This window comes from Streptomyces sp. NBC_00207 (assembly GCF_045160965.1).
GTDB lineage: Bacteria > Actinomycetota > Actinomycetes > Streptomycetales > Streptomycetaceae > Streptomyces.
In genome coordinates this window covers 8,380,097-8,403,942 of record NZ_CP130715.1, presented here as the reverse complement: position 1 = coordinate 8,403,942, position 23,846 = coordinate 8,380,097, and the positions used below count along the sequence as shown (strand labels likewise).

Here is a 23,846-nt window from a genome sequence, read left to right as displayed (position 1 = left end):
GGCCGGGTCAGGGGAAGGGGTGGGGGGCCGGGTTCAGGTCGCCGGGCTCCAGCGCGCGCTCGCGCAGCCCGGCGGTGAACAGGGCCGTCCGCATCCGCGGCATGCCGAGGGCCCGTTGCCGGGACCATCCGAAGTCGATGGGGAGCAGACCGGGGACGAGCACGCTCACGGTGTGCAGGCCGAGGGCCCGCTGCTCGGGCATCGTCTGGTCGACGACCACGACGTCGAAGCCCTCCGCCGTCACCGCCGACACACACCGCTCCAGATCCGTGCGCACGTCCTCGGACGCGGCGCAGCCCCATGGGTCGGGCCATTGAAGATCGGCCACCGTCCGGGGGCGCTCGTGCTCCCGGCCGGGCGGGCGCAGCAGGAAGTCCGCGTGCCGGCCCATCTCCGGGATCCCGTACACGAGCGGATGGTCGTGCAGCGCCGTGACCAGGCCGAAGTCGGCCGCCATGGCGCGCAGCCGGGCCTCGTCGCGCTCGGTGCGCCCGGGCAGGTTGACGGCGTCCGTGGCGATCTCGCAGAGCGCCGAGTCCAGGGCGGACTCCGGGTCGAGACCGGCTCCCGCACCGAAGCACATCCGGCCGGGGCCGCCGTCGAACCGCTCGGCCACCGCCGTCACGACGGGGATCGGGAAGGTGATCCGGGTGTCGAAGAACCGGGCCCGGTAGCCGTACATCGCCAGCCGGTCGACCATCGCGCGGGTCGACGGCCGGGAGCTGCTCGCCGGGTCGATCTCGGGGAGCGGCTGCTGCCCGTACCAGGTGAGCAGGAAGGCGTCGCGTTCCACGACCTCCATCAGCCCGAAGTACACGGCCTCGGCCGTACTGCCCCCGGAGGCGCAGCCGTTGGAGCTCTCCTGCACGAACCGGTTCTCCAGGCCCGGTGCGTGATAGTACGTCAGGATCTCCGGGACCAGGCGGGGCACCCGGTCGCGCAGCGACCAGCCCCACACCCAGGCGATCTCCCGGTCCGGGTCGAAGGGGCGCACGCGCGGGTTCTCCCGGTGGAAGGCCTCGCTGTACAGGCCGACCTCCCGCGGGTCGACGGCGTCGGCCCCGAACCGGTTCAGCGACCCTGTGACGCTCGTGGTCCGCGCCCGCGCCCGCATCCCGGCGTAGCGCTCCAGCCCCTCCAGCACTCCCACGTGCGCGCTGCGCGCGAAGGAGTCGGTGTGGCCGCCCCAGAACGTCTCGCGCAGGTACGCGCCCGAGCGCATCGAGAAGCAGCCGATGGTCGCGGAGGTGGAGGTGGAGGAGACGTCCTGGACGAGGGAGGGCCCCAGGGCCCCGCACAGCGGGTTCGCGAAGGCCGCCACGTCGATGCCGTACGACTCGACGGGGCGGGTACGGAAGACCCCGGGCCGGTACTTCGGCGCGGGCGCCAGCGTCGGCACCGCTCCTTCCGCGGTGTCCTCCCCCGGCTCCGCGCACACCGGGCACTCGGGGTCGGGGACCAGCGGGTACCTGCGTACGCAGCCGGTCCGCAGGTCCAGCAGCCGGACCTCGGGAAAGACTCCCGGGGGTGGGGGTCCGGGCCGCGGCTCGGCGGTCGCCGTGACGAGGGCGGCCAGCGCGTCGGCGGCGAAGGGATGCGCGTACGGCGAGTCGGCGGCGGCCAGCGTGCCGCCGCCGAGTTCCAGGGCGTCGCGGAGCGCGACGGACCGTACTGCCTGCCAGCGGCGTTCCAGACACCGGGCACAGCCACCGGGCGGCCCTACGACCGCCTGGTGGCCGTACAGGTGGACGGGGACGGCCGCCCCGTCGCCCGCCTCGGGGGCGGGCCGGGTGAAGGCGTCGCCGAACCCGAGGACCGCCAGCCTCACCCGGGGGCCGCCGAGCAGGCCGAGGGCGCGCTCCAGCAGCGCGGTGAAGCGGGCCGCCGCGTCCGGGCCGAGCGCGTCGGGGACCTCGGGACCGGCGGTCAGCCGGTCGGCGGCCGGCGCAGGCGTGTGCAGCGGATCGGCGGTCAGCGGGTCCGGGGTCAGTGGACCGGCGGTCAGTGGGTCGCAGGTCGGTGGACCGGCAGTCAGCGGGTCGGGGGTCGGTGGACCGGCGGTCAGCGGTTCAGTGGTCATCGCCCGGCTCCTGGGCGGCGGTGGTGAGCAGGACTCTGGCGGTGTGCAGTCCGGCCGAGGCCAGGTCCGCGGCCCCGGTGCGGACGACGTAGGCGTCTCGGCCCGTCCCCCGCAGCCGGTCCAGCACCTCGGACCAGTCGGCGGCCTCGCCGCCGGTGACGGGCCGGGCGTCGGCGGACACCGGGAGCGTGCGGGCGTCGAGGTCCCGCAGCAGCGGATCACCGGTGTCGGCCGGTCCGCCGGGTGCGGAGTCGTCCCGCTCGTACTGCACGGCGCCCAGGAGGTCCCGCAGCGCGGCCACCGTCGCCGCCTGCCGGTCCAGGTCCGCGCACACGGCCCAGCGCTCCCCCGCCCGCGCGAGCAGCACCTGCACCCCGGAACGTCCGCCCTCGCCGAGGTCCAGGAGCTCGACGCCCAGGCCGAGGCGCTCCGCCGACCGTACGAGGAAGGCGAGTTCGGCATCGGGCGTCTCGGCGGTCAGCGGTACGGGCGCGGCCGCGGCCCCGCGCACCGCCCGCAGCAGGGCGTCGTGGGCGAGGGCGGACAGCAGTCCCGCGGCGGCCGCGTCGGCGGGCGAGGGTCCGGCGCCGGCGCCGGCCCGGGTGCGCTCGAAGAGCCGGTCGCCGTTGTGCGGCCCGAAGGGGCGGACCGCACCCGCGGGAACCAGCGCGGGCTCCTTCGTGACGAGCGAGACGGCCTGCTGCCAGGCGCCGGCCGTGCCCGGCAGACCGGAGGCGACGGTCAGCGAGCCTTCCGCGACCGCCCCTTCGGACCGGGCCACGACACCGTAGGCGGGGACCACGTGCTCGGCGTAGACCACGGCTGCGGCGTCCAGTGCGCGCATCCGCGCCCCGGCGACGTGGTGGACGTCGAAGGCCGTGATCGCCCGGGGGCCCGCGTGTCCGATGCCCAGTTCCACCACACCGAGTTTGAGGGGGAGCTGGGTGAGCGGCTCGTCCGCGTAGCGCGTGAACACGCCGGTGTACGGACGGACGAGTGCGGAGCGCCGGTTCAATTCCTCGACCAGCGCGTCCGCTTCCCGGGCGGTCTCCAGGGTGGGCAGGGCGGGCGTCCCGGTGGTGCCTGCCGTGGAGAGGTCCACGGGCGCCGCGGCCTCCCGCGCCGTCTCCTCACCGGGCGCGCAGAAGGGGCACCGCGGGTGCGCGAGGAGCGGCTCCGCCGTGACGTCCAGCGAGGCCGTGTCCTGCACGATCACCTGGCCCGCGGTCTCGGCGGGCAGGGCTCCCGAGGTGGTGCGGAAGACCTCGTACCCCAGGAGGTTGCCGATCATGGCGGCCAGCGGCCGTCCCGGCTCCGGGCCTGCCGCCGCGGGGCTGCCGGGCAGGGCCAGTGCGCTCCACAGCTCGGCGGCGGCAGCGGTGTCGCGGCCCACGGCAGCGCCGAGCCGGAGCGCGGCGCAGGTCCAGCAGCCGGGGGTGCCGGAGGCCATCAGGGGGCCGATCACGGCGTCGGAGCCGTACGACCAGGCGGGCAGGAGGGTGCGGCCCGCCGGGATGCCGGCGCGCAGCAGCGGCAGCAGCCGGGCGGGGGCGCGCCGGCCGCCGGTGACCACCACGAGGTCGTAGTCGGCCAGTTCGGACCAGCTGGGCTCCCGGCCGGCGGCCGGGAGCAGCGTGCGGAGCTCGGCCGGGCAGCCGTCGGCGACGGCTTCCGCGACCTCCTCGTCGAGCGCCGAGGTGTCGAGGCCCGGCAGCACGCCGACGGCCGCGCAGCCATTGCGTATGAGGCTCGACGCGCACCAGCGGGCCACCTCGTCCTCGCCGAGTACGGCCACCCGGGTCTCCCGGAAGCGCAGGAACCGTGCCTCGGCGTCGTCGGCGTAGTGGTCGGCGTAGGCGATCTGCGGGGCGTACCGGCGGGCCACGTCCGGAGCGGGCACCGCCTGCCCGGCCGCGGGTTCGGCGGGGGTGGTGACGGGCCGGGCGAAGTCCCGTTCGTACAGGGTCCGGACCAGGTCGCCGACCATCTTCCGCTGTGCCTCGCCGAGGCCGCGGCACAGGTCGGCGACCGAGTGCTCGCCGGTGAGGTGGGGGACGATCAGCGTCGCGAAGCGGTACGCGGACTTGGCCGTGAGGCGGAAGCCGCCGTCCGCGTTGTGGAACAGCACGCCGTCCGGCGTCTCGGTGAAGAGCACGTCCCGGCGGATCCGGGGACGGGTCGCGGCAACGGCTTGATAGCTGGCGTGGGCCATGGGGACACCCCTGAGTGCGGTCTGGGCGGGATCGGCGAGGGAGGGAGGCTGAGGGCGAGGCGAGGGGAGGAGGAAAGACGAGGGGGAGGGGAGGTGGTGGGGGCGGGCGATGCGGGCGGGGCCGGCGGGTTCGGATCAGCGGGGTGCGGCTGCTGCCGTGGCCGTGGGTGCCGCGACGGCAGCCGTCTTGCGCATGCGGACGTGCCAACGCGCGTAGATGCGAAGGAAGTCGTGGAGGCGGTACGGGCCGGGCGGCCCGTCCTCCAACAGACCTGCCTCCACGAGCTGTTCGAGTACGGATTCGCTCTCCTCGGCCGACGGGTCGTCGTCCGCGGCGCGTTCGCCCAGCCGGAGGAACGCCTCCCGCAGCTCCGGAGCCAGCCCGTCGAGCGCCTGCCCCAGCACCTCGGGTACCGAGAGCCGGGCGTCCTCCGCGAGCGCCAGCCGCCCGGGGGGATCCTCGGCGAGCCAGGCCGCACCGTCCGCGACCGACAGGCCGGGCCGGGTCAGCAGCCGTCCCGCGGCGATCCGCAGGGCGAGCGGGAAGTGTCCGCATACGGTGGCCAGTCGCCGGGCCGCGGCGGGCTCGGCCGCGATCCGCTCGGCGCCCACGAGCCCGGCGAGCAGCCCGTACGCCTCGGCGGGCCGCAGCACGTCGAGCCGGTACACCGAGCCGCCGTGTGTGGCGACGACCGCCGCGAGGCCGCGCCTGCTGGTCACGAGGACGGACGCGTCCCCCGCCGCGGGCAGCAGGGGCAGCACCTGCCAGGCGCCGGCCGCGCCGTCCAAGACGATCAGCCGCCGCCCGGCCCCGGGCTCCGGCAGCAGGCGGGCCGCCTCCTCCACGGGGACGGCGGTCCCGTCCGGCCGGGCCAGGTGGAGGGTGAACACCCCGCCGGGGAAGCACTCCTGCACCTCGTACGCGGTCTGGCGGGCCAGTGCCGATTTGCCGATGCCCGGCGCTCCCGAGACGACGACCAGGCGCGGTCCGTCGGCGGCGGTGAGCCGTGCGGCCATGGCCGCACGGTCGCTCTCGCGCCCGGCGAAGGCCGGTACGGGGAGCACCGTCGGGCCCGGCCGGACCGTTGCGGCCGCTCCGGCGGGCAGCGCGGGGACCTCGGCCGTGGCCACCGCCCGCGGGGGCTCCGGCGGGGCGGGGGCCAGGTCCTCGGCGCGCAGGATGGCGAGTTCCAGTCGCCGCAGCCCCGGGCCCGGGTCGATGCCCAGTTCGTCGCGCAGCCGGTCGCGCACCGTGCGGTACTCGGCGAGCGCCTCGGCCTGCCGTCCGGTGCGGTAGAGGGCCTCGACGAGCTGCTCGGTGAAGCGTTCGCGCACCGGGTGCCGGCGTGCGCCCTCGTACAGGTCGACGAGGACCTGATGGCAGTTCCCGGCGGCCAGTTCGAGGTCGCAGACCCGTTCCAGGACCCGTAACCGCTCCTGTTCGAGCGCGGGCACGGCGTCCTGCTGGAGCATGCGCGAGGCCACGTTGGCGAGCGGCTGTCCGCGCCAGAGCGACAGCGCCTCCCGGAGCCGGTAGAGCTCCTCCCCCGGGCCGGCCGCCGAGGCGGCCTGGGCCGTGCGCGTGCGGAACAGCACGAGATCCAGGGTCTCGGTGTCATTGTGCATCCGGTAACCGCCGGGAACGGCCTCTATGGTGGTCGCGGAAATGCCGTACTTGGCGAATAGCCGGCGCAGCCGGAGGACGCACGTCTGCAGTGCGGCGCGGGCCGTGGCGGGCGGTTCTTCGTCCCATACGGCGCGCAGCAGGTAAGTGGTCGACACGACGACGCCCGGGTGCAGCAGAAGTGCGGCGAGAAGACTGGTCGGCTTGGACGGTTTGAGAACTACGGTTTCGGGGCCGTGCGCAATGCTCAAAGGCCCCAAAAGCTGGAACCGGATGACTGATCCCCCGTGTCGGGACACGCATTCCCCCTGTAGGGAGCGCGGCGGGGGCGGTGGTCTGTCGGTTCTGCGGGGCCCGTCACACTCCGGAAATAGTCCGGACCAAGCCCTCAGTTGCCGTCCGCCCCCGTTGGGCGGTGAATAGCTGGAACACTACATAACGGATCTTGCGGAAGTCGAGCCGCGGGATGGTCCATTTCGCACCCGTCGGCTTTTTCTCCCTTCTCCGTAACCTGGGCGCTTCGAGGAGTTACCGCCGGTTCGCCAAAGCCGTTCATCCGTAAACGAATTACTGCGGCGGCGCCATCCAAGCACGATGTCGTGATCCAATTAAGGTGCATATTCCGCCACTGATATGGCCGGTCCCCATCCCCATCCCCGTCCCAGGGACCGGCCACACGTCTCGTCATCCGGTACGGACCGGCAGCCGGGCCGCCACGAGAGCGAGCCCGCGCCGCAGTCTGCGGAAGTAGGTGGCCCGGCTCAGGTGCAGCCGCCGGGCCACCTGATGGTGCGTACGGGACCGGCCGAGGTAGTACGCCTGAAGGATCGCCCCCGCCTCCGCGTCGGCCGGCGCCTCGGCCACGGCCAGCTCCGCCACCGCGTCCCGCAGCCAGGCCCGCAGTCCGGCGGGCGACCCGATCCCGGGACAGGCCAGCAGCGGGCTGCGCGCCAGCTCCGCGGGATCGCCGAGGCGGGCCAGCGCCCGTGCCACCAGCACCGGTAGGTCGCGCACGGGTGCGTCCGGCCCGCGTACGTCCCGTCCCCCGGGCCCGGCCGACCCCGCGGCAGGCCGACCCGCCCCGGGCGGTGTCAGTGCGCCCATCCACCCCGGCAGCCCGGCCGCGCCGAAGTCGTGGCTGTAGACCTCCGGGCGGCGCCCGCACCGGTAGACGTCGTCGCGGATGCCGCCGTGCGGCCGGAAGCTCAGGGTGTGCAGCAGCGCCTGGTAGTCCGGGCTGGCGGTGGACACCACCAGGTGCCCGGCCCGTACGGCCTGCCCGAGGATGTCCCGCAGGATCTGCGCGTGCACCACGGGATCCGCACCGTACGCGGCCCCGAGGAACAGCCCGCCGGGGCCGGGGCCGCCGAGCAGGTCCGCCGCGTGCTGCTGGAGCAGGGGTTCGATCCCGGCCTCCGTGTCCGCGCCGACCGGCAGCAGCGCGGCGAGCCCGACCGGCCGGCCCTCCCGGTCCCGGGCCAGCCTGAACGCGGCGGGACCGCCGTCGAGCCAGCGCTCCACGATCCGCTCGGAGCGCCGCACGTCGAAGCCGCCCCGCACCGCCCACCGGTGCATCAGCCGGCCGATGTCGTCGGCCTCGCCGGGCCGGGCGGGACCGATCCGCGAGAACTCCTCGGCCGGCGGGAAGAGGGAGGTCCGCACCAGCGGATCCCCCGTCAGGAACAGTCCCTCCTCGACCAGTCCGGCCCGCTCCTGCGGCCCCGCCGGCCGCTCGGCGAGCAGCGCCCGCCGGTAGCCCGCCGCACGGGTGCGCACCTCCTCGTACGCCTGGGGGCGGCGCCACCGGTACGCCGTCTCGAACAGGCTGCGGTACGGCTCCCGGACGGTCAGCCCGAGCCGCTCCCGGCGGACCAGACTCAGCCCCGCCAGGGTCTCGAACAGCTCCGGCCCGCCGGACAGCAGCCGCTCGTCCCCGGTCCGCACGGTCGCGAGGAGGCGCAGCGCGTGGCGCCAGCGCTGGCCCGGCCGTTCGCGGCCGAGCCGCTCCAGCACCTCGCCGGCCATCCGGTCGGCGGCCGCGCCGGGCACGTCCGGGGCGATCCCCGCGTGCAGGGCACGGCAGGCGAGATCCGCGAGCAGGGGTACCCCGCCGGCCAGCCTGACCACGAGGGCCACCGCCTCCGGGTCGGTGACCCCCGCCGCCCGGGCCTGCGCCTCCACGGCCGCCGCGGGCCGGGGGCCGAGGCCGACGGTCACCGGGGCCCGCTCGCCCCAGTCGGCGGCCGCGCGCAGCGGAAGCCTGCTGACCAGCAACACGGGCCTGCGCAGACCGGACGGGGCGGGCCCGGGCGCGTCGCCGGCCGGGTCCAGCGCCGCCGCGACCGCCTCGGCCCGGCCCGGCCCGTCCACGCTGTCGACGAGCAGCAGACCGCCCGGCTGCGCGGCTAGCCTTCGCAACCCCCCGAGGCCGCCGTCCGCGGCGAGGTCGACGGCCGCCGCGACCGGCAGCCGCCGGGCGAGCCGGCTCTTCCCGCTGCCGAGCCCACCGGTCAGGTTGACCAGGGCGTGCGTGTCCACGGCGGCCCGAAGCCGGGCGAGATCGTCGGTGGTCTCCACGGTCCCGGAACGATACCCAGGGTGATCACTTCGCGTCACGGCCGGAACAGGACGTTCGGCGGCCGGAGTTGATACCTCGGTGAGACTTCGCGGCGGCGTCCCGTGGCTAGGGTCGTGACCACCGCGGGCCCGGCGGTTCCCCTGATCCGTCCCCTTGTGAAAGGACCCCTCGTGAAGTTGGCTCGATGGCTGTCGACCACGGCCGCGACCTTCCTGGCCGCCGCGACGCTCGTCGCCGGACCGGCGGCCGCCTCGGCGACCGCCTCCTCGACGGCAGTTCCCGCCGCGACCGCCGCCCCCACCCCGGCGGCGGCGCTGGCCCCCACCGCCCCCAAGTACTTCCTGGGCGCCGGCTACGGCCCGCTCAACATCGCCACCGACGCCGCCTGGAACAGCGCGTACGCCCAGGCCACGCAGGAGGGCTACCCGGCGGCCAACTGCTCCCGCTCGGCCGGTCCCGTGGCCGCCCCGGTCGGCAATGGCGGCTACTACCAGGTGTCCCTGGAGATCTACTGCGTCCCGCCGCCGCCCCCGGGCTCCGGGCAGATCGTCGGCGTGCACTCCGGCAAGTGCATGGACGTGAAGGGCGCCAAGACCGCCGACGGCACCCCGATCCAGCTCTACGACTGCAACGGCACTTCGGCGCAGCTGTGGAAGCCGGAGGCCGACGGCACGGTCCGCGCGCTCGGCAAGTGCCTCGACGTGCAGTACGCGAAGACCGAGAACGGCTCCCTCCTCGGCCTCAACAGCTGCCACCAGGGCACCAACCAGAAGTGGGAGCAGCTGCCCGGCGGCCTGCTGCGCAGCGTCCACTCCGGCAAGTGCCTCGACGCCCTGGGCTGGGCCACCGGCAACGGCGCCCGCCTCGGCATCTGGGACTGCGCCCCGAGCCACACCAACCAGCAGTGGCGCGGCTCCGCCCTGGGCACCTGACGCTCCCGGCCCCGTACTCCGGCGTCCTGCCCGTTCCCCGCGGGCAGGGCGCCGGCGCGTCCGCGGCGGCCACGCCCGTCTGCCCCCTCTGCTGCCTCGCTGCGGTGGATCGGTAGTGTCTCGTTGGTTCGACGACACAGGGCCGCGCAATGCGGACGAGAAGAACCAGGGAGCGGTCGCGACCATGAACACCCCCGCAGACACCCCGCCGGAACCGGGCCTGAGTGCGGTCGTCGACGAGCGGCGGCAGCTGATCAACCTCGCCTACCGGCTGCTCGGTTCACTGGCCGAGGCCGAGGACGCCGTCCAGGAGACCTACACCCGCTGGTACGCCATGTCGCGGCAACAACAGCAGGCCATCGAGTCACCCGGCGCCTGGCTGACGACCGTCGCCAGCCGCATCTGCCTCGACGTACTCGGCTCCGCACGAGCCCGCCGCGAACGCTACGTCGGCGCATGGATACCCGAACCACTGCCCGACCGCACCGAATGGATCAGCGGACGGACAGGCGCCGGCACCACCGAACCGGCCGACCCCGCCGACCGGATCACCCTCGACGAATCCGTCAACATGGCCTTCCTCGTCGTACTGGAATCCATGACACCCGCCGAACGCGTGGCCTTCATCCTGCACGACGTCTTCCGCTACCCCTTCCCCGAAGTCGCCGAGATCGTCGGCCGGACACCCGCCGCCTGCCGCCAACTCGCCACCTCCGCCCGCCGGCGCATCCACGCCTCCCGGACCCCCGCCGCCCCCGCACCCGGACAGGCCGGCCTGGTACGGGACTTCAAAGCAGCCTGGGAGGCCAAGGACATCAAGGCACTCGTCGACCTCCTCGACCCCGACGCCACCATGACCGCCGACGGCGGCGGCCTGGTCGGCACCGTCCTGCGCCCCGTCGAAGGCAGCACGAACATCGCCCAGTACCTGATCCACATCGCCGACAAGGCACCCGGACTGACCCTCCTGGAACGGACGGTCAACGGCCGGCCCGGCCTCGTCGCCCAGCACCGCGGCACCACCGTCACCGTGGCCGCCTTCAGCCTCACCGGCAACCGCATCACCCGCATCTGGGCCGTCCGCAACCCGGAAAAACTCCGCCCCTGGAACGAACACGGACAAGGCTGACCCACTGCCTCAGCCGCGCCGCGAAGGTGGGCAACGTATCCGGCGCGCGGCGGCCCGGACCGCCGCGCGCCCTCGCTCAGACCGCTGTCCGCTCCACGGGGATCCACAGCTCCGCGTCCGCCGTCTCCCCGTCCTGCGACACCCGCGTCCGCAGGATCTCGGGCCCCGGCCTGCTCTGGTAGGGATTGGACGGGAACCACTGCGTGAACACGTCGCGCCACAGGTACTGGAGCGTCTGCGGAAACGGCCCGGAACTCTCGAAGACGGCCCACGCCCCGGCCGGGACACTGAGCGCGTCCATGTCCTCGGGCACCGCGGCGCGGGTCACCACGCCGTGGTAGTAGTCGAGTTCGGTTCCCTCGGCGCGGCTGTCGTCCAGATCGTCGGTCACCGAGACGATCCCCTCCGGCTCCTGGTCGGACAAGCCTTCGATGCGCTGCAGCGTCTCCTGGCCGATCCCCCGGATGAAGGCGGCGATGGCCGGGTTCACCCCCTCGTGCACGAGCGGGACCCGCGCCTTCCTGCCGACCACTCGGAACCCGTCCTTCTCCACGACCTTGTACTGCATGCTGCTGCTCCCTTCGACGATGAGGCGGAAGGACATCCGGGGCTGGGACTGCAGACTGGCACCGCTGCGCCTCGCCTCGCCGGGACCGACGCCGTGCATGCCGCGGAACGCACGCGCGAACGCCTCTCCCGAGGTGTAGCCGTAACGCACCGCGACCTCCAGCAGCGTCCGCTCACCGCCCAGCACCTCTGCACCCGCGACCGTGAGCCGCCTGCGCCGGATGTACTCCGACAGCGGAACCCCCGCCAACGCGGAGAACAGCCGCCGGAAGTGGTACTCGGACGTCACGACGATCCGTGCCAGGTCGGCCACCTCGATCCGCTGATCCAGATGGCACTCGATGTGCTCCATGGCCTGGTTCCACCGCTCCAGCACCCCGGCCTCCTTCCCTTTCGAACACCCACGTTAGGAGGGGCCCACCGTGGCACACCCGACATCCTGTGCCCGGTCCGGTCGGGTGGCCGCGGCACGGCGGAAAGCCGGTTGACAGGCCGAATGCGGCAGGTCAGAGTCCTTGCGTGAGCGAGATCAGCCGTCTGTCCCCCGCCGAGGCACGTGTGTGGCGGGCCTATCCGCGAGGCGAGGCCGTGGACTTCCGCGCCCCGGGGGACGAGGATCCGCCGCCCGGCGACGCCGCCCGGGGCCCCGGGCGTACCGTACGTGCCGCCGTGCTGCGGAGGTTGCTGGTCGAGGCCCCGCGGGAGGAGGGGGAGATCGCCGCGCTCGTCGTCACGGGAGCGCGGGTCGTCGGCGTACTGGACCTGAAGCACGCCGCGATCGGCGTTTCCGTCCGACTGAACGGCTGCCGGTTCGACGAAGCCCCCGACCTGTACGGCGCCCAGTTGCGCGAACTCGACCTGAGCGGGTCGGTCCTGCCAGGCCTCACCTCGGCGAACGTACGTGTCGAGGGCGTCCTGCGGATGACGGACTGTCAGATGCGGGGGCCGGTGCGGCTCAGCGGTGCGCAGGTCTCCGGGGCGCTGTACATGGAACGGACGCGGTTCACGGCAGCGGACGACTCCGAGCCGGTGCTGCAGCTCAACCAGGCCGCGATCGGGGCGGACATCTGGGCGCCGCAGATGCGCGCGCACGGGCAGGTGCGGCTCACCGGCGCGTCCGTCGCGGGGCGGATCAACCTGCAGGACGCGGAATTCGACACACCCGGCGGCACCGCGCTGGACGCACAGAACCTCACCGTCGGAGCGCATGTACGCGCACGTCGCATGCGCGCGCGGGGCCGGGTCGAGCTCCGGGGCTCGCACATCACGAGCCGTCTCGACCTGCTCCACGCCGACCTGTCGCATCCGGGCGACACGGCGCTACGGGCGAGCAGTTGCGTCATCGGTGAACTCTGGCTGGGCGCGGGCGACCGCGTCGAGGGCGCCCTGAATCTGCGGCGGTCCCAGATAGAGATCCTGAGCCTCGAACCGGACGTGCTCCCGGACCAGGTGCTCCTCAGCAATCTCACCTACACCGTGCTCTCCCCGCACGAGCCCGCCGGGCGCCGTCTTCCAATGCTCGAACAGGGCGGCGGCCCGTACGAGCCCCACCTCTACGAGCAGTTGACGGCCGCGTACCGCCACGTCGGGGACGACGACGCGGCCCGGCTCGTACAGCTCGCCAAGCAGCGCCGCCGGCGCACCACGCTCCCGTGGTACGGACGGCTGTGGGGCTACGTTCAGGACGCCGCAGTCGGCTACGGCTTCCGCCCGTTGCGCGCGGCCGTCTGGCTGCTGTCCCTCCTGGCCCTCGGGGCGATCGCCTACGGTCTGGACCAGCCCGCTCCCATCAAGGCGGGCGAGGCCCCGCGCTTCAACGCCGTCTTCTACACCCTCGACCTGCTCCTGCCGGTCATCAGCTTCGGTCAGGAGACGGCGTTCTCCCCGGACGGCTGGCACCAGTGGCTGTCGTACGCCCTGATCATCGCCGGCTGGGTCCTGGCCACCACCATCCTCACGGGTGTGACCCGTACCGTCAGCCGCCAGTGAGGTTCCTGCCAGGCCGCCGGGGTCAGGGCCTCTGGTCGGGGTCGCAGCTGGCCCGGCGCAGCCCGATCGTGCGCAGGGCCCGCATCAGGGCGTCGGCGTCTCCCTCGCGCACGACGTGGACGGCTCCGTCGACCGCGAGACCTGATACCGCACGGGGCACACGGGCGGCGGCCGTCCGCAGCACCACACCGCTCGGGGGGTCCAGGGTGCGCACGCCGTGGAAGACGCGCAGGACCTCCGGGTCCGCGTCGATCCTGTCGAGCCCGGCGGGCAGGGACAGCACCGTGATGTCGGGCAGCAGGACGCGGGCGTGCGCGAGCGCGACGGCGGGGTCGTCGGCGTGCGACACGACCCGGAAGTGCGGGTTGCGCTGGATGCCCGAGCGCAGCAGCTCCAGCTGCTCGCCGTCGGGCACGCCGACCACCAACACGGTCATCACCTGTTCCATGCTGCGCTCCGGCACGCCGCCGGGCGACCCGGGACGCGGAATCGTCCTCCGGCCGGGGGGGCCGGGGCCCGCAGGTTCCGGCCGGACGGGACCCGGACAGCCGGACAGAGCGGCGAAAGATCGACTTCCCGCCCGGGGGCCGCTCCGCGAGACTGGGGAAAGGCGGTCCCCGACGCAAGGGTGAGGTGCTTGATGGCCGAGTCGGAGGATGCCCTTGCCATCCGCCATGTCGCCGAGCGGCTGATGAAGGAGCACCCTCAACTGGATGCCGGGCTCGTGCGCAGCTCGGTACAGACGGCGTACGAAGAACTCAGGTACGCACGCGTACGCACCTACCTGCCGGTCCTGATGGAGCGCAGGGCCAAGGACCTGCTGCCCCCCGACGACCGGCCGGTCAGCGAAGCCTGACCCTCGCCAGGGCCCGCCGGCCGTGGCGGGCCGGCGGGCCCTGGCCGGCGTCACGGGTCAGGTGTTGAGGAGGCGGTTGAAGAACGACCGGTAGTGCTGCAGCGCCAGTCGCAGTTCCTCGGTCGCGACCTGCTCGCCCTTGCCCCACTGGCCTTCCAGCCCCTGCTTGTGGGCGGAGAAGGTACGGGCGAGGGTTTGCATCACCTCGGCGACGAGGGCGTCCGCCGACCTGACCGCCTCCTGCGGGTCGTCGACGAACCGGCCCTGGATCTCGCTCCACGCCTTGCGGTAGTCCGCGGTGTCCTCGGCCCCGAGCAGCGGCTCGTCGACACCGTCGGCCGCGTCCGCGGGGCCCGTCCCCGCCGTGCGATCCGTGCTATCCGTGCTATCCGTGCGATCCGTCGGGCGTCCTTCGCCGTCCTCAAGCGTCTCGGGCTCGTCGGCGGCCGCGTCCGCGGTGGCCTCCCCCGGGTACGTGGGCGGCGTCCGCCCGTCGGCCGAACCGCCACCGCCACCGCCACCGCCGTCGTCGAAGTCACGGTTCGTGCCGGGGTCCGACGCCGGGACCGGATGGGCGATGTCCTCCGTCGTGATGCCTGCGTCGCCGACTCGTTCTTCGTTGCTTCCGTGGTTACGCATCTCACCGGCTCCTCTGGTCTGTCAGCAGGTCGTCGAACAGGGCGCGGTAGTGCACCATCGCCCCGCGGAGTTCCTCGGTGGTCGTCCGCTGGTCGGCGCTGCGCACCTTGACGTCGTGGGCGGCCCGGTAGTGCTCCAGGGTCCGGCCGTGTTCGACCGAGAGGTCGCGCAGCCGGCCGCCGTAGTCGTCCGTGGGGTACCCCCGCTCGCGCATCAGCCGCGACACCAGTTCGTCGGCCTCCTCCACGGAGCCCTCCGGCCGGTCGACGAAATGCTCCTGTACGGTGCTCCATTCGGTGGCGTACCGGTCTCGCCGGTCGGCGGGCAGTTCCTTGATCTCGAGCTTGTCGTGGCGTTGCTCGCGGGCGCGCAGCTCGCGCTCGGCGGCCATCCGGCCACCCTCCGCCTCGACCGTGCGGTCGTACTCGGGTCCGAACTGGTTCTGCAGATGCCGTCGGCGCGCCATCGACCACATCGCGACCGTGAGCGCGATCACGACGACCGCTGCGACGGCGATGACGACGATGAGTGTGGTGCTTGACATGGTCGGCCTCCATTCCGGGGCCTCGTCGGATTCATTCACTCGGCTGCCCCTGTCCGTGCGGGGCAAACCCGCGTCGCGGCCCGGGAGGCCAACCGGTGAAGATCTCGTACACGGCCCGCGCGGTGCGGTGCCGTGCCCTGCCGTGTGGTGTGGTGTGGTGTGGTTCGGAGTCGTCGGGCCGGGTAGCCGCTCACCGGTGAGAGGAGTGGTCATGCCCGAGACCGGGCTCGATGCCTTCACCGGCGTACTGGACGGGCCTATGTACGTGGTCACGGTCGCGGCCGGCGAGGAGCGCTCGGGGTGCCTGGTGGGCTTCGCCTCCCAGTGCTCGATCCGTCCGCCGCGCTTCGTCGTGTGGCTGTCCACGGCCAATCACACCTACCGCGTGGCGCGCGGAGCCTCGTACCTCACCGTGCACGCACTGCGCCGGGACCAGCACGGGCTGGCGGAGCTGTTCGGCGGCGAGACCGGCGACCGGGTGGACAAGCTCGCGCGGGTCTCCTGGCGGCCCAGCAGAGACGGCAGTCCTGTGCTGACGGACGTGCGCACCTGGTTCGTCGGCGAGATCGAAGGGCGGATCGAGGGCGGCGACCACGTGGGATTCCTCCTGGCACCGGTCGAGGAGGGCCCGCCGGGGGACGACGGGACCGACGGGTCCGCCGTCGGGCTGCTGCGCTACAGCGACGCCGAGGGCATCCCGCCGGGCCACCCCGTGTGACGCCCGCCCCCGGCGAACGGGCTGCCGTCGATGTGCGCGAGCAGGTCGGCTGGGTGCCGGTAGACGGCGCGCGCCCCGGCCTCTTCGAGGTCGCGCCGCGGAATGCCGCCGCAGAGCAGTCCCACGCACGCGACGTCGGCCCGGGAGGCCGCCCGCATGTCCCAGACGGTATCGCCGACGAACACGGAGTCACGCGCGGCGGCACCGGCGAGGCCGAGGGCGTGCACCACCGGCTCGGGTGCGGGCTTGCCCTCGCTCACGTCGTCGGAGCTCGCCGTCGCGGTGATGGCCTCGTCTGCGCCGACGGCCCGCCTGAGCGCGTCGAGCTCGGCGTCCTTCGCCGAGGTCACGAGCACGACCCGCCAACCCCGGCGGTCGACTTCGCGCAGCAGCTCGGCTGCCGAGTCCAACGCGGGCAGCCGGTCGAAGTACGTGCCGTAGAGGGTGGTGTGGGCGGCGCTGAGCGTGTCGTCCTCGCTCGTGTCCCGGCCCTCGCCCAGCAGGTGCGCGAGGAGGTCCTCCCCCGGCAGTCCGATCGCCCGGTGGATGTCGTGCATCGCGACGTCGTGGCCGGCCTGCCGCAAGGCCTCCCACCAGCAGACGACATGCAGGTGATTGGTGTCGGCGAGGGTGCCGTCGACATCGAACAGGGCGGCGCGGTTCATGTCCGCCTCCCGTGAGGCTCGGTGGCCGGGCCTGCCTGGGCCGGCAGGGGCGAACGCAGTGCGCTGCGCCCCTGGTCCCAGGCCTCGCCGATGTGGGTCGCGAGGCGGTCCTCCAGCAGGACGGTCGCCGCGCACCCGAAGGCGATGTCCGCCTCGAGGTCCGGCTCGTCGGCCAGGAGGCCTGCGATGACCTCGTGGCGTACGACCTGCTCGTGGACGGCGTCGGCCTCCACGTGCTCGGCGTAGAAGTGCTCGGCGGCGGGTCCGGCTCCGCAGCGCCGCATGGCCTTGGCCAGGCGCCTGGACCCGGGCGACGAGGTGATCTCGACGCACGCGAAGTGGCCGACGAGAGCGCCGCGCGACGCCCGGTGGAGACCGAAGAGGGACATGAGGTTCACGGTCGCGAGCAGGGGCGCCGGTGCGCGGTCCAGGTACCGGCCGTACGCGGGATCCAGCCCGAGGTCGGTCATGAGGGCCGCGAAGAGCTCCGCGTGGATGCGGTCGGCGCGGCCGGCTCCGAACTCGTCGTACTCGATGGCGGCCATGGCGGCCTTGGCCCGTCCGGTGAGCCGGGGGATGACCCAGGCGTGCGGGTCCGCCTCCTTGAGGTGGTAGAGGGAGCGCAGGGCCGCGTACTCGCGCAATTGCCAGAGCTCTCCCCCGGTTTCGAGACGGTGGCTGAGGCTGCCGGAGAGGTCGACGGGCTCGACGAGCAGCGGGGCGAAGGCCTCCTCGACCGATCGTGACCGGGGAGCGTCGGACAGCTCGGTGCGCAGGGCGTGGAGGAAGCGGGTTTCGAGGGCCTGGCGCAGCCGCAGCAGGTCCGGATCCCATTCGCGCTCGTCGTCCACGCCGTCGAAGCCGCGGTAGTGCAGCTCGTAGAGGAGGTAGAGCGCGAGCTGGAGGTCCTCCTCCCACGGGTCTGCCTTCAGCACGGACCCGGTGGCGTACGCGGGCGGGCCGCCGGACCTCAGGGCGTCCGCCACGGCCGCGGACAGCGGGCCCCGCCCCTCGGCCAGGCGGGGGCCGGCGGCGGTCGCCGTCGCGCCGGAGGTGGGAGGGGTCATCACGGGGTCCTGTCCTCGGGCGGCGGGTCGGCCCGCTCGCGACGGCGGTGGCTGGTGTCGCACCAGGGGTACGTACGGCTGCGGCGGCAGGTGCACACCGCGACCATGAAGCGGTCCGAGCGGGCGACCGTCCCGTCGTCCAGGACGATCTCGACGGGCCCCTCCACCAGGACCGGGCCCTCGGGGTCCACGGACACCCGGCGCGCGGGCGCGGCCACCGGGGCCGGAGTCGAGGCCGGGGCGTTGTCGGAAGTACTGCGCTCAGAGGTGCCGGGCACGGACGACCACCAGCTCTTCCCACTCCTCGGCGCCACCGGCCAGGCCCTGCCCCTGCAGCCAGGCCCTTCGCGACCGCAGGACCGGGCCCCACGGCACGGAAGCCCTCGCCACGACCCCTGCCGCCAGCCCCGCCCCCGTCAGCCGGTCCACGGTCGTCCCGGCTCCGCACATTCCCGAGTGCACCAGGAGCAGCACACCGCCGGGACGCAGCAGGTCCGGGGCGCTCGCACAGATCCGGTCGATGACCCCGCGCCCGTCCGGACCGGCGTCCCAGGCGCGCTCCGGCCCGTGCGACGGCAGCCGGGCCCCCGGGGCGGGGACGTACGGCGGATTGGCGACGACCAGGTCGAAGCGGCGCCCGGCGGTCCGTGCGGCGAAATCGCCGTGCAGGACGCGCAGGGGCAGCCGCCGACGCAGCGCGTTCAGCCGCGCCGTGACCACGGCGGGCCAGGAGACGTCGACCGCCGTGACCCGGGCTCCCCTGGCCGCGGCGTGCAGGGCCAGCGCACCGGTCCCGGTTCCTATCTCCAGTGCGTCCGTGCGCGGCCCGAGCTCCTCGTCGGCGAGCGCCTGCGCGAGGAGGCGGGTATCGGCCTGCGGCCGGTAGACGCCGGGCAGTGCGATCAAGCCGACCGGCAGCGCGCCCGGGGTGAGAGCCGTACTGGACACCGCATACCTCCGGGATGGGTCGAGGGCCCGGCTGTGGCGGACCGCAGTGGCTGGTGAACCGGTCGCCCTGTGACGGGTGAACCGGTGAGACTGTGCGGCTGCCCCGTCACACGCTCCCCATCCGGAATCACGTCGATCTTCGGAGGATCAGACGGAAAATCGCTCCCGCCTGCCCGGGGCCGGGCACGGCGCACCCACGTCGTCCGTACGGACCGGGCCGGTGACCGTGCGCCGCGCCCACCGGCTCGGTTCGAACGGCGGCTCACGGCCCGGCGCCGTGCCCGGGTCTACGGTGGAAGGGTCCCGGTCCCCCTGAGCGGCAGATGAGGCTGACAGCTGTGTCGACGTCGAGCCACGAGATCTTCGGTGCCCCGTGCTGGGTCAGCCTGCTGGCCCGGGATCTCGGCTCCGCCCAGCGGTTCTACAGTGCCGTGCTCGACTGGGAATTCCGTGCCACGCACCTGGGGCACGGCATCATGGTCGCCTTCCGCGACGGGGCTCCCGTCGCCGGTGTCGGCGCCCTCGGCGGGAGTGCCGGCGTGCCGGTGGTGTGGACGCCGTACTTCGCCGTCGACGACGCCGACGTGACCGCCGCACGGATCCGCGAACGCGGCGCCACCATGGCGGTCGGTCCCCTCGCCTTCGGCACCGGGCGAGCCGCCCTGGCCGCGGACCCGGCCGGGGCCGTCTTCGGCTTCTGGCAGGGCGAGGTCGTCCCCGACTGGTCCGTCGGCCGGGGGAGCGCCCCGGCCTGGCTGGAACTGCGGACCCGTGACGCCTTCGCAGCGGCCATCTTCTACGGGGAGGTCCTCGACTGGGGCAGCGAACGGCCGGCCTGCTGCACGGTCTCCTACGAGCACGCCCACGTCGTCCTGCGCCACGGTCACGACACCGTCGCCCGCATCAGCGGCGGCGCCCTCGAAGCGGCACCCGACCCCGAAGTGCGGCCCCGTTGGCACGTCCACTTCCGGGTGCCGGACCTCGAGAGCGCGGTCGAGGCCGCCATCCGTGAGGGCGGCAGGACCGCCTCCCCCGTACAGACGTCCAGTACGAGCCGGTGGATCGTCCTCGCCGATCCCGAGGGGGCGCTCTTCACCGTGGTGGCGCCCCAGGACCCGCCTGCCTGACCGGTCGGCCGTGCACCAGGCACGCGCCCGGTGCCCCCGCCCCCGGATCGCGGCACACCCGGCGGGCGGGTTCTAGGACGGAATCCGACCTAGTCCGGTCGTACTGTCGTCACGTCAGCAGGAACCGGCAGAGAGGACGGCCCGATGAAGCACACCGCGCCCGAGGGCTACACCAGCGTCGCACCGTGGGTCGTCACCGAGGACACCGGCGCGCTGCTCGACTTCATCACCGCGGCCTTCGACGGAGAAGAGCTCTCCCGGGTGCCGCTCGAGGACGGCACCATCGGCCACGGCGAGATCCGCGTCGGCGACACGGTCGTCCTGGCCTTCGACCGCAGGCCCGACTGGCCCGTGATGCCCGCGCTGCTGCGCCTCTACGTCCCCGATGCCGACGCCGCCATGGCCGCCGCCGTGGCGCACGGGGCAACGGTGGTCACCGAGGCCATCGACAGTGCGTGGGGGGACCGGGGCGGCAGGGTGCGCGACCCGTTCGGCAACATCTGGTGGGTGACGAGCCGCGTCGAGGACGTGGCACCGGACCGGGCCTGGCAGCGGATGTCCCAGCCGCAGTACGCCGAGTCGATGCGCATCGCCCAGGAGACCCTTGACGCCGAGCTCAGCGGCCGGGAGTCCGGGGTGGCCAGCGCCCCACGGCATCCGGCCCCCTGAACCCCTCTGGCGGCGCCCGGCCCCGGCAACGGCGCAGGCCCTGCCCGCCTCCCCCAGCCATGCCACTGGGCGACCGGCAAGGACTGCCGTCCGGTCCGGGTGGGCGACTACGCCTCCAACTACCAGGGCCGGTTCGGCGGGAAGACGGACGCGGTCGGCAACACCTGGTGACCGTCGGGGGCTCCGGCCGGGACCGCCCCCGACAGGGCGGCCCCGCCGCCCTGTCGGGCCGTGGGCCCTCAGCGGCGTCGTGCGCAGGTCCAGGCGCCCATGCCCTGGATCCTGGCGAGTCTTCGCGCCGTCGCGATCTGCTCCGACTTCGTGGCGAGGTCGGCGCGCGGCGCGTACTTGCGGCCTCCGGCCGCGTTCCAGCTGGACTGGGTGAACTGCAACCCGCCGTAGTGGCCGTTGCCGGTGTTCGCCCGCCAGTTCCCGCCCGATTCACACCGGGCGATGGCGTTCCAGTCAGGTTTCGGTTTGGAGTGGACCGCGGCGGCATGAGCCCCGGAAACGTCCAACAGGGCCACAGTCAACAAGACTGCGGCGGCCAGCAGTTGGCCGATCACGCTCCGGCTTCGCCGGTCCTTCCGGTGGAGCGACATCAGTCCTCCTCAGCTGTGTTGTGCGGACCTGCCGCGAACAGCGGGCGGGCCCACGTACGGCCACCTTCGGGCCGTGGCCACAGCACAGCACGGAGCGACGCCCTTCCCACGGCACTTGGGGCCCTGGAAGGGACGAAGCCACCCGAACGGCCGCTCCACACCCCCTCCCACCACAGCCCGGGCCCCCCACTGCACCCCACCGCGCCGTCGTCACCGTCGCGACCGTCGTTCCGCAAGCCTTCTCGGGGATCGCGGCGTTTGCCACGACGGACCGGTAGGGTTGCGCGCATGGAAAACGAACGTTCGACAGGGGCAACGGGCTTCAGGTAGCCCGCCAGGAGGTACCTGGCGGTTGCTGGGAACGGAGTCCCGTGACACGCACCGCCCACCATCTTTCCCCTTCGCACAGCCGGAGTGCACACGACTGCTCATCAGGAAACCCCTGGCATTCCGTGGTGCTCTACGACCTGAGGTACAGCGCACACACCTTCACCGATGCGACGCGGAATTCCAGAAGGCCCCAACCCCGCATGATCCGCCGCACGGTGGACGTCTACTCGTTCCCCCGGCACCAGAAGGACCCTTCCGTCGCCCGGTGGTCCGCAGTGGAAGAACGCCGGGCGCGAGCGCGGCTACGAGCCCAAGTGGGGACCCTCCTGGGGCTGGTGCACTCCCGCGCCGGCGAACTCGCCCTCGATGCCGCGGATGCCGTGGACATACCTCCGGCACGTCATCGGCGCAGCTCTCTGTGGCTCGCGTAGTCGCCCCACGCGCACGCCAGCACTGCACCTTCATCGAAGTCGAAGCGGTCAGTTGGTCAGTTGGTCAGCCCGGCAGTGTGACCAGGCCCGTTTCGTAGGCGAGGATGACGAGGTGGACCCGGTCTCGGGCGTTGAGTTTGGACAGGAGCCGTGCCACGTGGGCCTTGGCGGTGGCCACGCTGATGCAGAGCCGGGCGGCGATCTCACTGTTGGACATGCCGCCTCCGATGAGCGTCAGCACCTCGCGTTCCCGTTCCGTGATGCCCTCGACCGGTCGTGGCCGGGGAGTGGGTTCGGGTCGTGCGGCGAACTCCTCGATCAGGCGGCGGGTGACGCTCGGCGCGATCAGGGCGTCTCCCGCGGCGACCACGCGGATCGCGGTGAGGATGTCGTCCAGGTCCATGTTCTTGACGAGGAACCCGCTCGCACCGGAGCGCAGGGCGGCGTACACGTAGTCGTCGTCCTCGAAGGTGGTGAGGATCAGGACCCGAGTCGTCGTGGAGTCCGCCATGATCATCCGGGTGGCCTCGATGCCGTCCATTCCGGGCATGCGGATGTCCATCACCACCACGTCGGGCCGGAGGTCCCCGACGAGCAGCAGCGCTTCGATGCCCGTCGCGGCCTCTCCGACGACATGGATGTCGTGGGTGCCGGCCATGAGCACGCTCAGGCCGGAACGCACCAGCGGCTGGTCGTCGGCGAGAACGACGCGGATCGTCATGGAAGGCGGGCTGGCCGCCGAGGGGCGCACCGTGTTCGTCTCCAGCCACCTGATGAGCGAGATGGAGCACACCGCCGAACACCTCGTCGTCATCGGCAGGGGCGAGCTGATCGCCGCGGAGAGCGTGAAGGAGTTCGCGGCCCGCGGCACCCGCCAGAGCGTCACCGTGCGCACCCCGGACCCCACCGCGCTCACGGCCGTGCTGGCCGCCGAGGGCGCCTCGGTCCAGTGCGACGGCCCGGACCGGGCGAAGGAGCTCAAGGTGACCGGCCTGAGCGCGGACCGCATCGGCGAACTCGCCCTCCGGCACCGCATCGTGCTCCAGCAACTGGCCACCCGCACCTCCTCCCTGGAGGAGGCCTTCATGGAACTCACCGCCGACCGCGTCGAATACGCAGGAGAGCCCCGATGACCCCGACCCACCCGGCGCCCCCGCACACGACGGCCGCATCCGCCGCCGTACGCCCCGCCGCCCTCCGCGTCCGCTTCCGCGATCTCCTCGCCGCCGAATGGATCAAGCTGTGGTCGCTGCGCTCCACTCCCTGGGCCTTCGGGATCGGTGCACTGGTCGTCATCGGCATCAACGTGAACGCAGCCGTGTCCGACTACAACAACTATCCGAACTATCCCCAGGGCACCAAAGACCTCTTCGTGCCGATCTGGGCGATGCGGGACGCCTTCACCCTCGGCGCCGGCATGGTCCTCATGCTCGCCGCCGGCAGCATCGGGGCACTCGCACTCGTCGGCGAGTACAGCACCGGACAGATCCGTACGACCTTCGCCGCCGTCCCCGCCCGCCGCTCGGTGGTGGCAGCCAAGACGGCCGTCGTGACGGCGGTCATGCTGGTCTACGGCGCGTTCGCCGCGGCCGTCTCCTTCGGCGTCACGCAGGCCGTCCTGTCCGGCCGGCACGTCGGCCTCCCGCTCGACTACCCCGGCGCGCTCCGCGCCACTGCGGCCTCAGCCCTGCTCGCGCCGGTGTGCGCGCTCATCGGCATGGGCCTCGGCGCACTCATCCGGCACACCGCGACCACCATCGTCACGCTCACCGGCGTCCTCCTGCTGCTGCCCTCCCTGATCAACGACCGCAACGCGTGGTCGGCCGCCCTCCTCCACTCCCTGCCCCGGGGCGCCTGGGACCGGCTGACCGAGGTGGGCGACTCGCCCGTGCCGGTGCTCTACCCGGCGACGATCACCGGGGCGTGGATCGTGTACGCGGCCTGGCCACTCGCCGCCGCAGCCCTCGCCACTTTCGCCGTCCACCGGCGCGACCTGTGAAGACGTGACAGGCAAAGCACCCGGCCGATCAGCCCGTTTCCGGTGGGATTCGGACGCGGCTTCGTGTTGCTCCAGTGGGCTGACGTGCGGCCATCAAGGTGCCACGATGATCCGTGCTTCAACAGTGTGCCGTACGGGAC

22 protein-coding genes and 1 pseudogene are annotated in these 23,846 nt (G+C 73.2%); 9 read left to right on the top strand and 14 right to left on the bottom strand.

The features are described from left to right. Positions 1 to 7 precede the first annotated feature (7 nt). The 4 genes from OG472_RS38895 to OG472_RS38880 form a co-directional block, all read right to left on the bottom strand. A complete protein-coding gene (locus tag OG472_RS38895) occupies positions 8 to 2,080 on the bottom strand; it encodes a TOMM precursor leader peptide-binding protein (protein ID WP_405942757.1) in 2,073 nt (690 codons plus the stop codon). Further along, a complete protein-coding gene (locus tag OG472_RS38890) occupies positions 2,070 to 4,292 on the bottom strand; it encodes a TOMM precursor leader peptide-binding protein (RefSeq protein WP_405942756.1) in 2,223 nt (740 codons plus the stop codon). Before OG472_RS38890 ends, OG472_RS38895 begins: the two co-directional genes overlap by 11 nt. A 135-nt stretch (positions 4,293 to 4,427) precedes the next feature. Further along, positions 4,428 to 6,074, bottom strand: coding sequence for a BTAD domain-containing putative transcriptional regulator (locus OG472_RS38885; RefSeq protein ID WP_405942755.1), 1,647 nt, complete (start codon positions 6,072 to 6,074; stop codon positions 4,428 to 4,430). Positions 6,075 to 6,600: 526 nt separating this feature from the next. Beyond that, positions 6,601 to 8,493: a hypothetical protein gene (locus OG472_RS38880; protein WP_405942754.1), complete on the bottom strand. Its 1,893-nt coding sequence runs from the start codon at positions 8,491 to 8,493 to the stop codon at positions 6,601 to 6,603. A 171-nt stretch (positions 8,494 to 8,664) separates the two neighbouring features. Here OG472_RS38880 and OG472_RS38875 point away from each other — a divergent pair, with 171 nt between their 5' ends. Together OG472_RS38875 and sigJ are read left to right on the top strand one after the other, a co-directional pair. Continuing rightward, positions 8,665 to 9,426, top strand: a complete 762-nt coding sequence (locus OG472_RS38875; protein ID WP_401610440.1) for a ricin-type beta-trefoil lectin domain protein — start codon at positions 8,665 to 8,667, stop codon at positions 9,424 to 9,426. A gap of 184 nt (positions 9,427 to 9,610) precedes the next feature. After that, positions 9,611 to 10,555 (top strand): RNA polymerase sigma factor SigJ, encoded by a 945-nt coding sequence (sigJ, locus tag OG472_RS38870; protein WP_405942753.1) that lies wholly within the window; start codon positions 9,611 to 9,613, stop codon positions 10,553 to 10,555. Between the two features lie 76 nt (positions 10,556 to 10,631). On the opposite strand, the gene OG472_RS38865 is transcribed toward sigJ, so the two are convergent. After that, positions 10,632 to 11,498 (bottom strand): GyrI-like domain-containing protein, encoded by an 867-nt coding sequence (locus OG472_RS38865; RefSeq protein WP_405942752.1) that lies wholly within the window; start codon positions 11,496 to 11,498, stop codon positions 10,632 to 10,634. Positions 11,499 to 11,641: 143 nt separating this feature from the next. On the opposite strand from OG472_RS38865, the gene OG472_RS38860 reads away from it, so the two are divergent. Continuing rightward, complete coding sequence (locus tag OG472_RS38860; protein ID WP_405942751.1) at positions 11,642 to 13,111, top strand: membrane-associated oxidoreductase; 1,470 nt, start codon at positions 11,642 to 11,644, stop codon at positions 13,109 to 13,111. Positions 13,112 to 13,133: 22 nt separating this feature from the next. On the opposite strand, the gene OG472_RS38855 is transcribed toward OG472_RS38860, so the two are convergent. Further along, on the bottom strand, positions 13,134 to 13,547 hold the full coding sequence (locus OG472_RS38855) for a hypothetical protein (RefSeq protein ID WP_405833810.1): 414 nt from the start codon (positions 13,545 to 13,547) through the stop codon (positions 13,134 to 13,136). A 204-nt stretch (positions 13,548 to 13,751) separates the two neighbouring features. Here OG472_RS38855 and OG472_RS38850 point away from each other — a divergent pair, with 204 nt between their 5' ends. After that, positions 13,752 to 13,967 carry a three-helix bundle dimerization domain-containing protein gene (locus OG472_RS38850; RefSeq protein WP_401606368.1) on the top strand — a complete coding sequence of 72 codons (216 nt, stop codon included), beginning with the start codon at positions 13,752 to 13,754 and terminating at the stop codon, positions 13,965 to 13,967. A 57-nt stretch (positions 13,968 to 14,024) separates the two neighbouring features. Here the strand turns inward: OG472_RS38850 and OG472_RS38845 are convergent, their stop codons facing one another. Both OG472_RS38845 and OG472_RS38840 read right to left on the bottom strand, forming a co-directional pair. Continuing rightward, complete coding sequence (locus OG472_RS38845) at positions 14,025 to 14,606, bottom strand: hypothetical protein (protein ID WP_405942750.1); 582 nt, start codon at positions 14,604 to 14,606, stop codon at positions 14,025 to 14,027. Between the two features lies 1 nt (position 14,607). Beyond that, a complete protein-coding gene (locus OG472_RS38840; RefSeq protein ID WP_401606362.1) occupies positions 14,608 to 15,150 on the bottom strand; it encodes a hypothetical protein in 543 nt (180 codons plus the stop codon). Between the two features lie 211 nt (positions 15,151 to 15,361). Here OG472_RS38840 and OG472_RS38835 point away from each other — a divergent pair, with 211 nt between their 5' ends. After that, positions 15,362 to 15,868, top strand: a complete 507-nt coding sequence (locus tag OG472_RS38835) for a flavin reductase family protein (protein WP_401606359.1) — start codon at positions 15,362 to 15,364, stop codon at positions 15,866 to 15,868. On the opposite strand, the gene OG472_RS38830 is transcribed toward OG472_RS38835, so the two are convergent. The 4 genes from OG472_RS38830 to OG472_RS38815 are packed head-to-tail and all read right to left on the bottom strand — an operon-like array spanning position 15,826 to position 18,548. Next, entirely contained in the window at positions 15,826 to 16,533 is a 708-nt protein-coding gene (locus OG472_RS38830; protein WP_405833801.1) for an HAD family hydrolase, read from the bottom strand. The two genes, OG472_RS38835 and OG472_RS38830, sit on opposite strands and share 43 nt — an antisense overlap. Further along, positions 16,530 to 17,600: an iron-containing redox enzyme family protein gene (locus OG472_RS38825; protein ID WP_405942749.1), complete on the bottom strand. Its 1,071-nt coding sequence runs from the start codon at positions 17,598 to 17,600 to the stop codon at positions 16,530 to 16,532. Before OG472_RS38825 ends, OG472_RS38830 begins: the two co-directional genes overlap by 4 nt. Continuing rightward, positions 17,600 to 17,878, bottom strand: a complete 279-nt coding sequence (locus tag OG472_RS38820) for a CDGSH iron-sulfur domain-containing protein (protein WP_401606351.1) — start codon at positions 17,876 to 17,878, stop codon at positions 17,600 to 17,602. Before OG472_RS38820 ends, OG472_RS38825 begins: the two co-directional genes overlap by 1 nt. Further along, positions 17,862 to 18,548 (bottom strand): HemK2/MTQ2 family protein methyltransferase, encoded by a 687-nt coding sequence (locus OG472_RS38815; RefSeq protein WP_405942748.1) that lies wholly within the window; start codon positions 18,546 to 18,548, stop codon positions 17,862 to 17,864. The genes OG472_RS38820 and OG472_RS38815 overlap by 17 nt, the downstream gene beginning before the upstream one ends. A 389-nt stretch (positions 18,549 to 18,937) precedes the next feature. Between OG472_RS38815 and OG472_RS38810 the strand changes: the two genes are divergently transcribed. Both OG472_RS38810 and OG472_RS38805 read left to right on the top strand, forming a co-directional pair. Further along, positions 18,938 to 19,675, top strand: a complete 738-nt coding sequence (locus OG472_RS38810) for a VOC family protein (protein ID WP_401606479.1) — start codon at positions 18,938 to 18,940, stop codon at positions 19,673 to 19,675. A 144-nt stretch (positions 19,676 to 19,819) separates the two neighbouring features. Beyond that, positions 19,820 to 20,344: a VOC family protein gene (locus tag OG472_RS38805; protein WP_405833795.1), complete on the top strand. Its 525-nt coding sequence runs from the start codon at positions 19,820 to 19,822 to the stop codon at positions 20,342 to 20,344. 239 nt (positions 20,345 to 20,583) lie between these two features. On the opposite strand, the gene OG472_RS38800 is transcribed toward OG472_RS38805, so the two are convergent. Both OG472_RS38800 and OG472_RS38795 read right to left on the bottom strand, forming a co-directional pair. Beyond that, positions 20,584 to 20,946: a transglycosylase family protein gene (locus OG472_RS38800; protein ID WP_401606342.1), complete on the bottom strand. Its 363-nt coding sequence runs from the start codon at positions 20,944 to 20,946 to the stop codon at positions 20,584 to 20,586. Positions 20,947 to 21,771: 825 nt separating this feature from the next. Beyond that, positions 21,772 to 22,428, bottom strand: a complete 657-nt coding sequence (locus OG472_RS38795; RefSeq protein WP_405942747.1) for a response regulator — start codon at positions 22,426 to 22,428, stop codon at positions 21,772 to 21,774. A gap of 10 nt (positions 22,429 to 22,438) precedes the next feature. On the opposite strand from OG472_RS38795, the pseudogene OG472_RS38790 reads away from it, so the two are divergent. Together OG472_RS38790 and OG472_RS38785 are read left to right on the top strand one after the other, a co-directional pair. Further along, a pseudogene (locus OG472_RS38790) lies at positions 22,439 to 22,840 on the top strand (ABC transporter ATP-binding protein); the annotation flags it as partial. Beyond that, on the top strand, positions 22,837 to 23,706 hold the full coding sequence (locus OG472_RS38785) for an ABC transporter permease subunit (RefSeq protein WP_405833788.1): 870 nt from the start codon (positions 22,837 to 22,839) through the stop codon (positions 23,704 to 23,706). The pseudogene OG472_RS38790 and the gene OG472_RS38785, both read left to right, overlap by 4 nt. Positions 23,707 to 23,846: the final 140 nt, after the last annotated feature.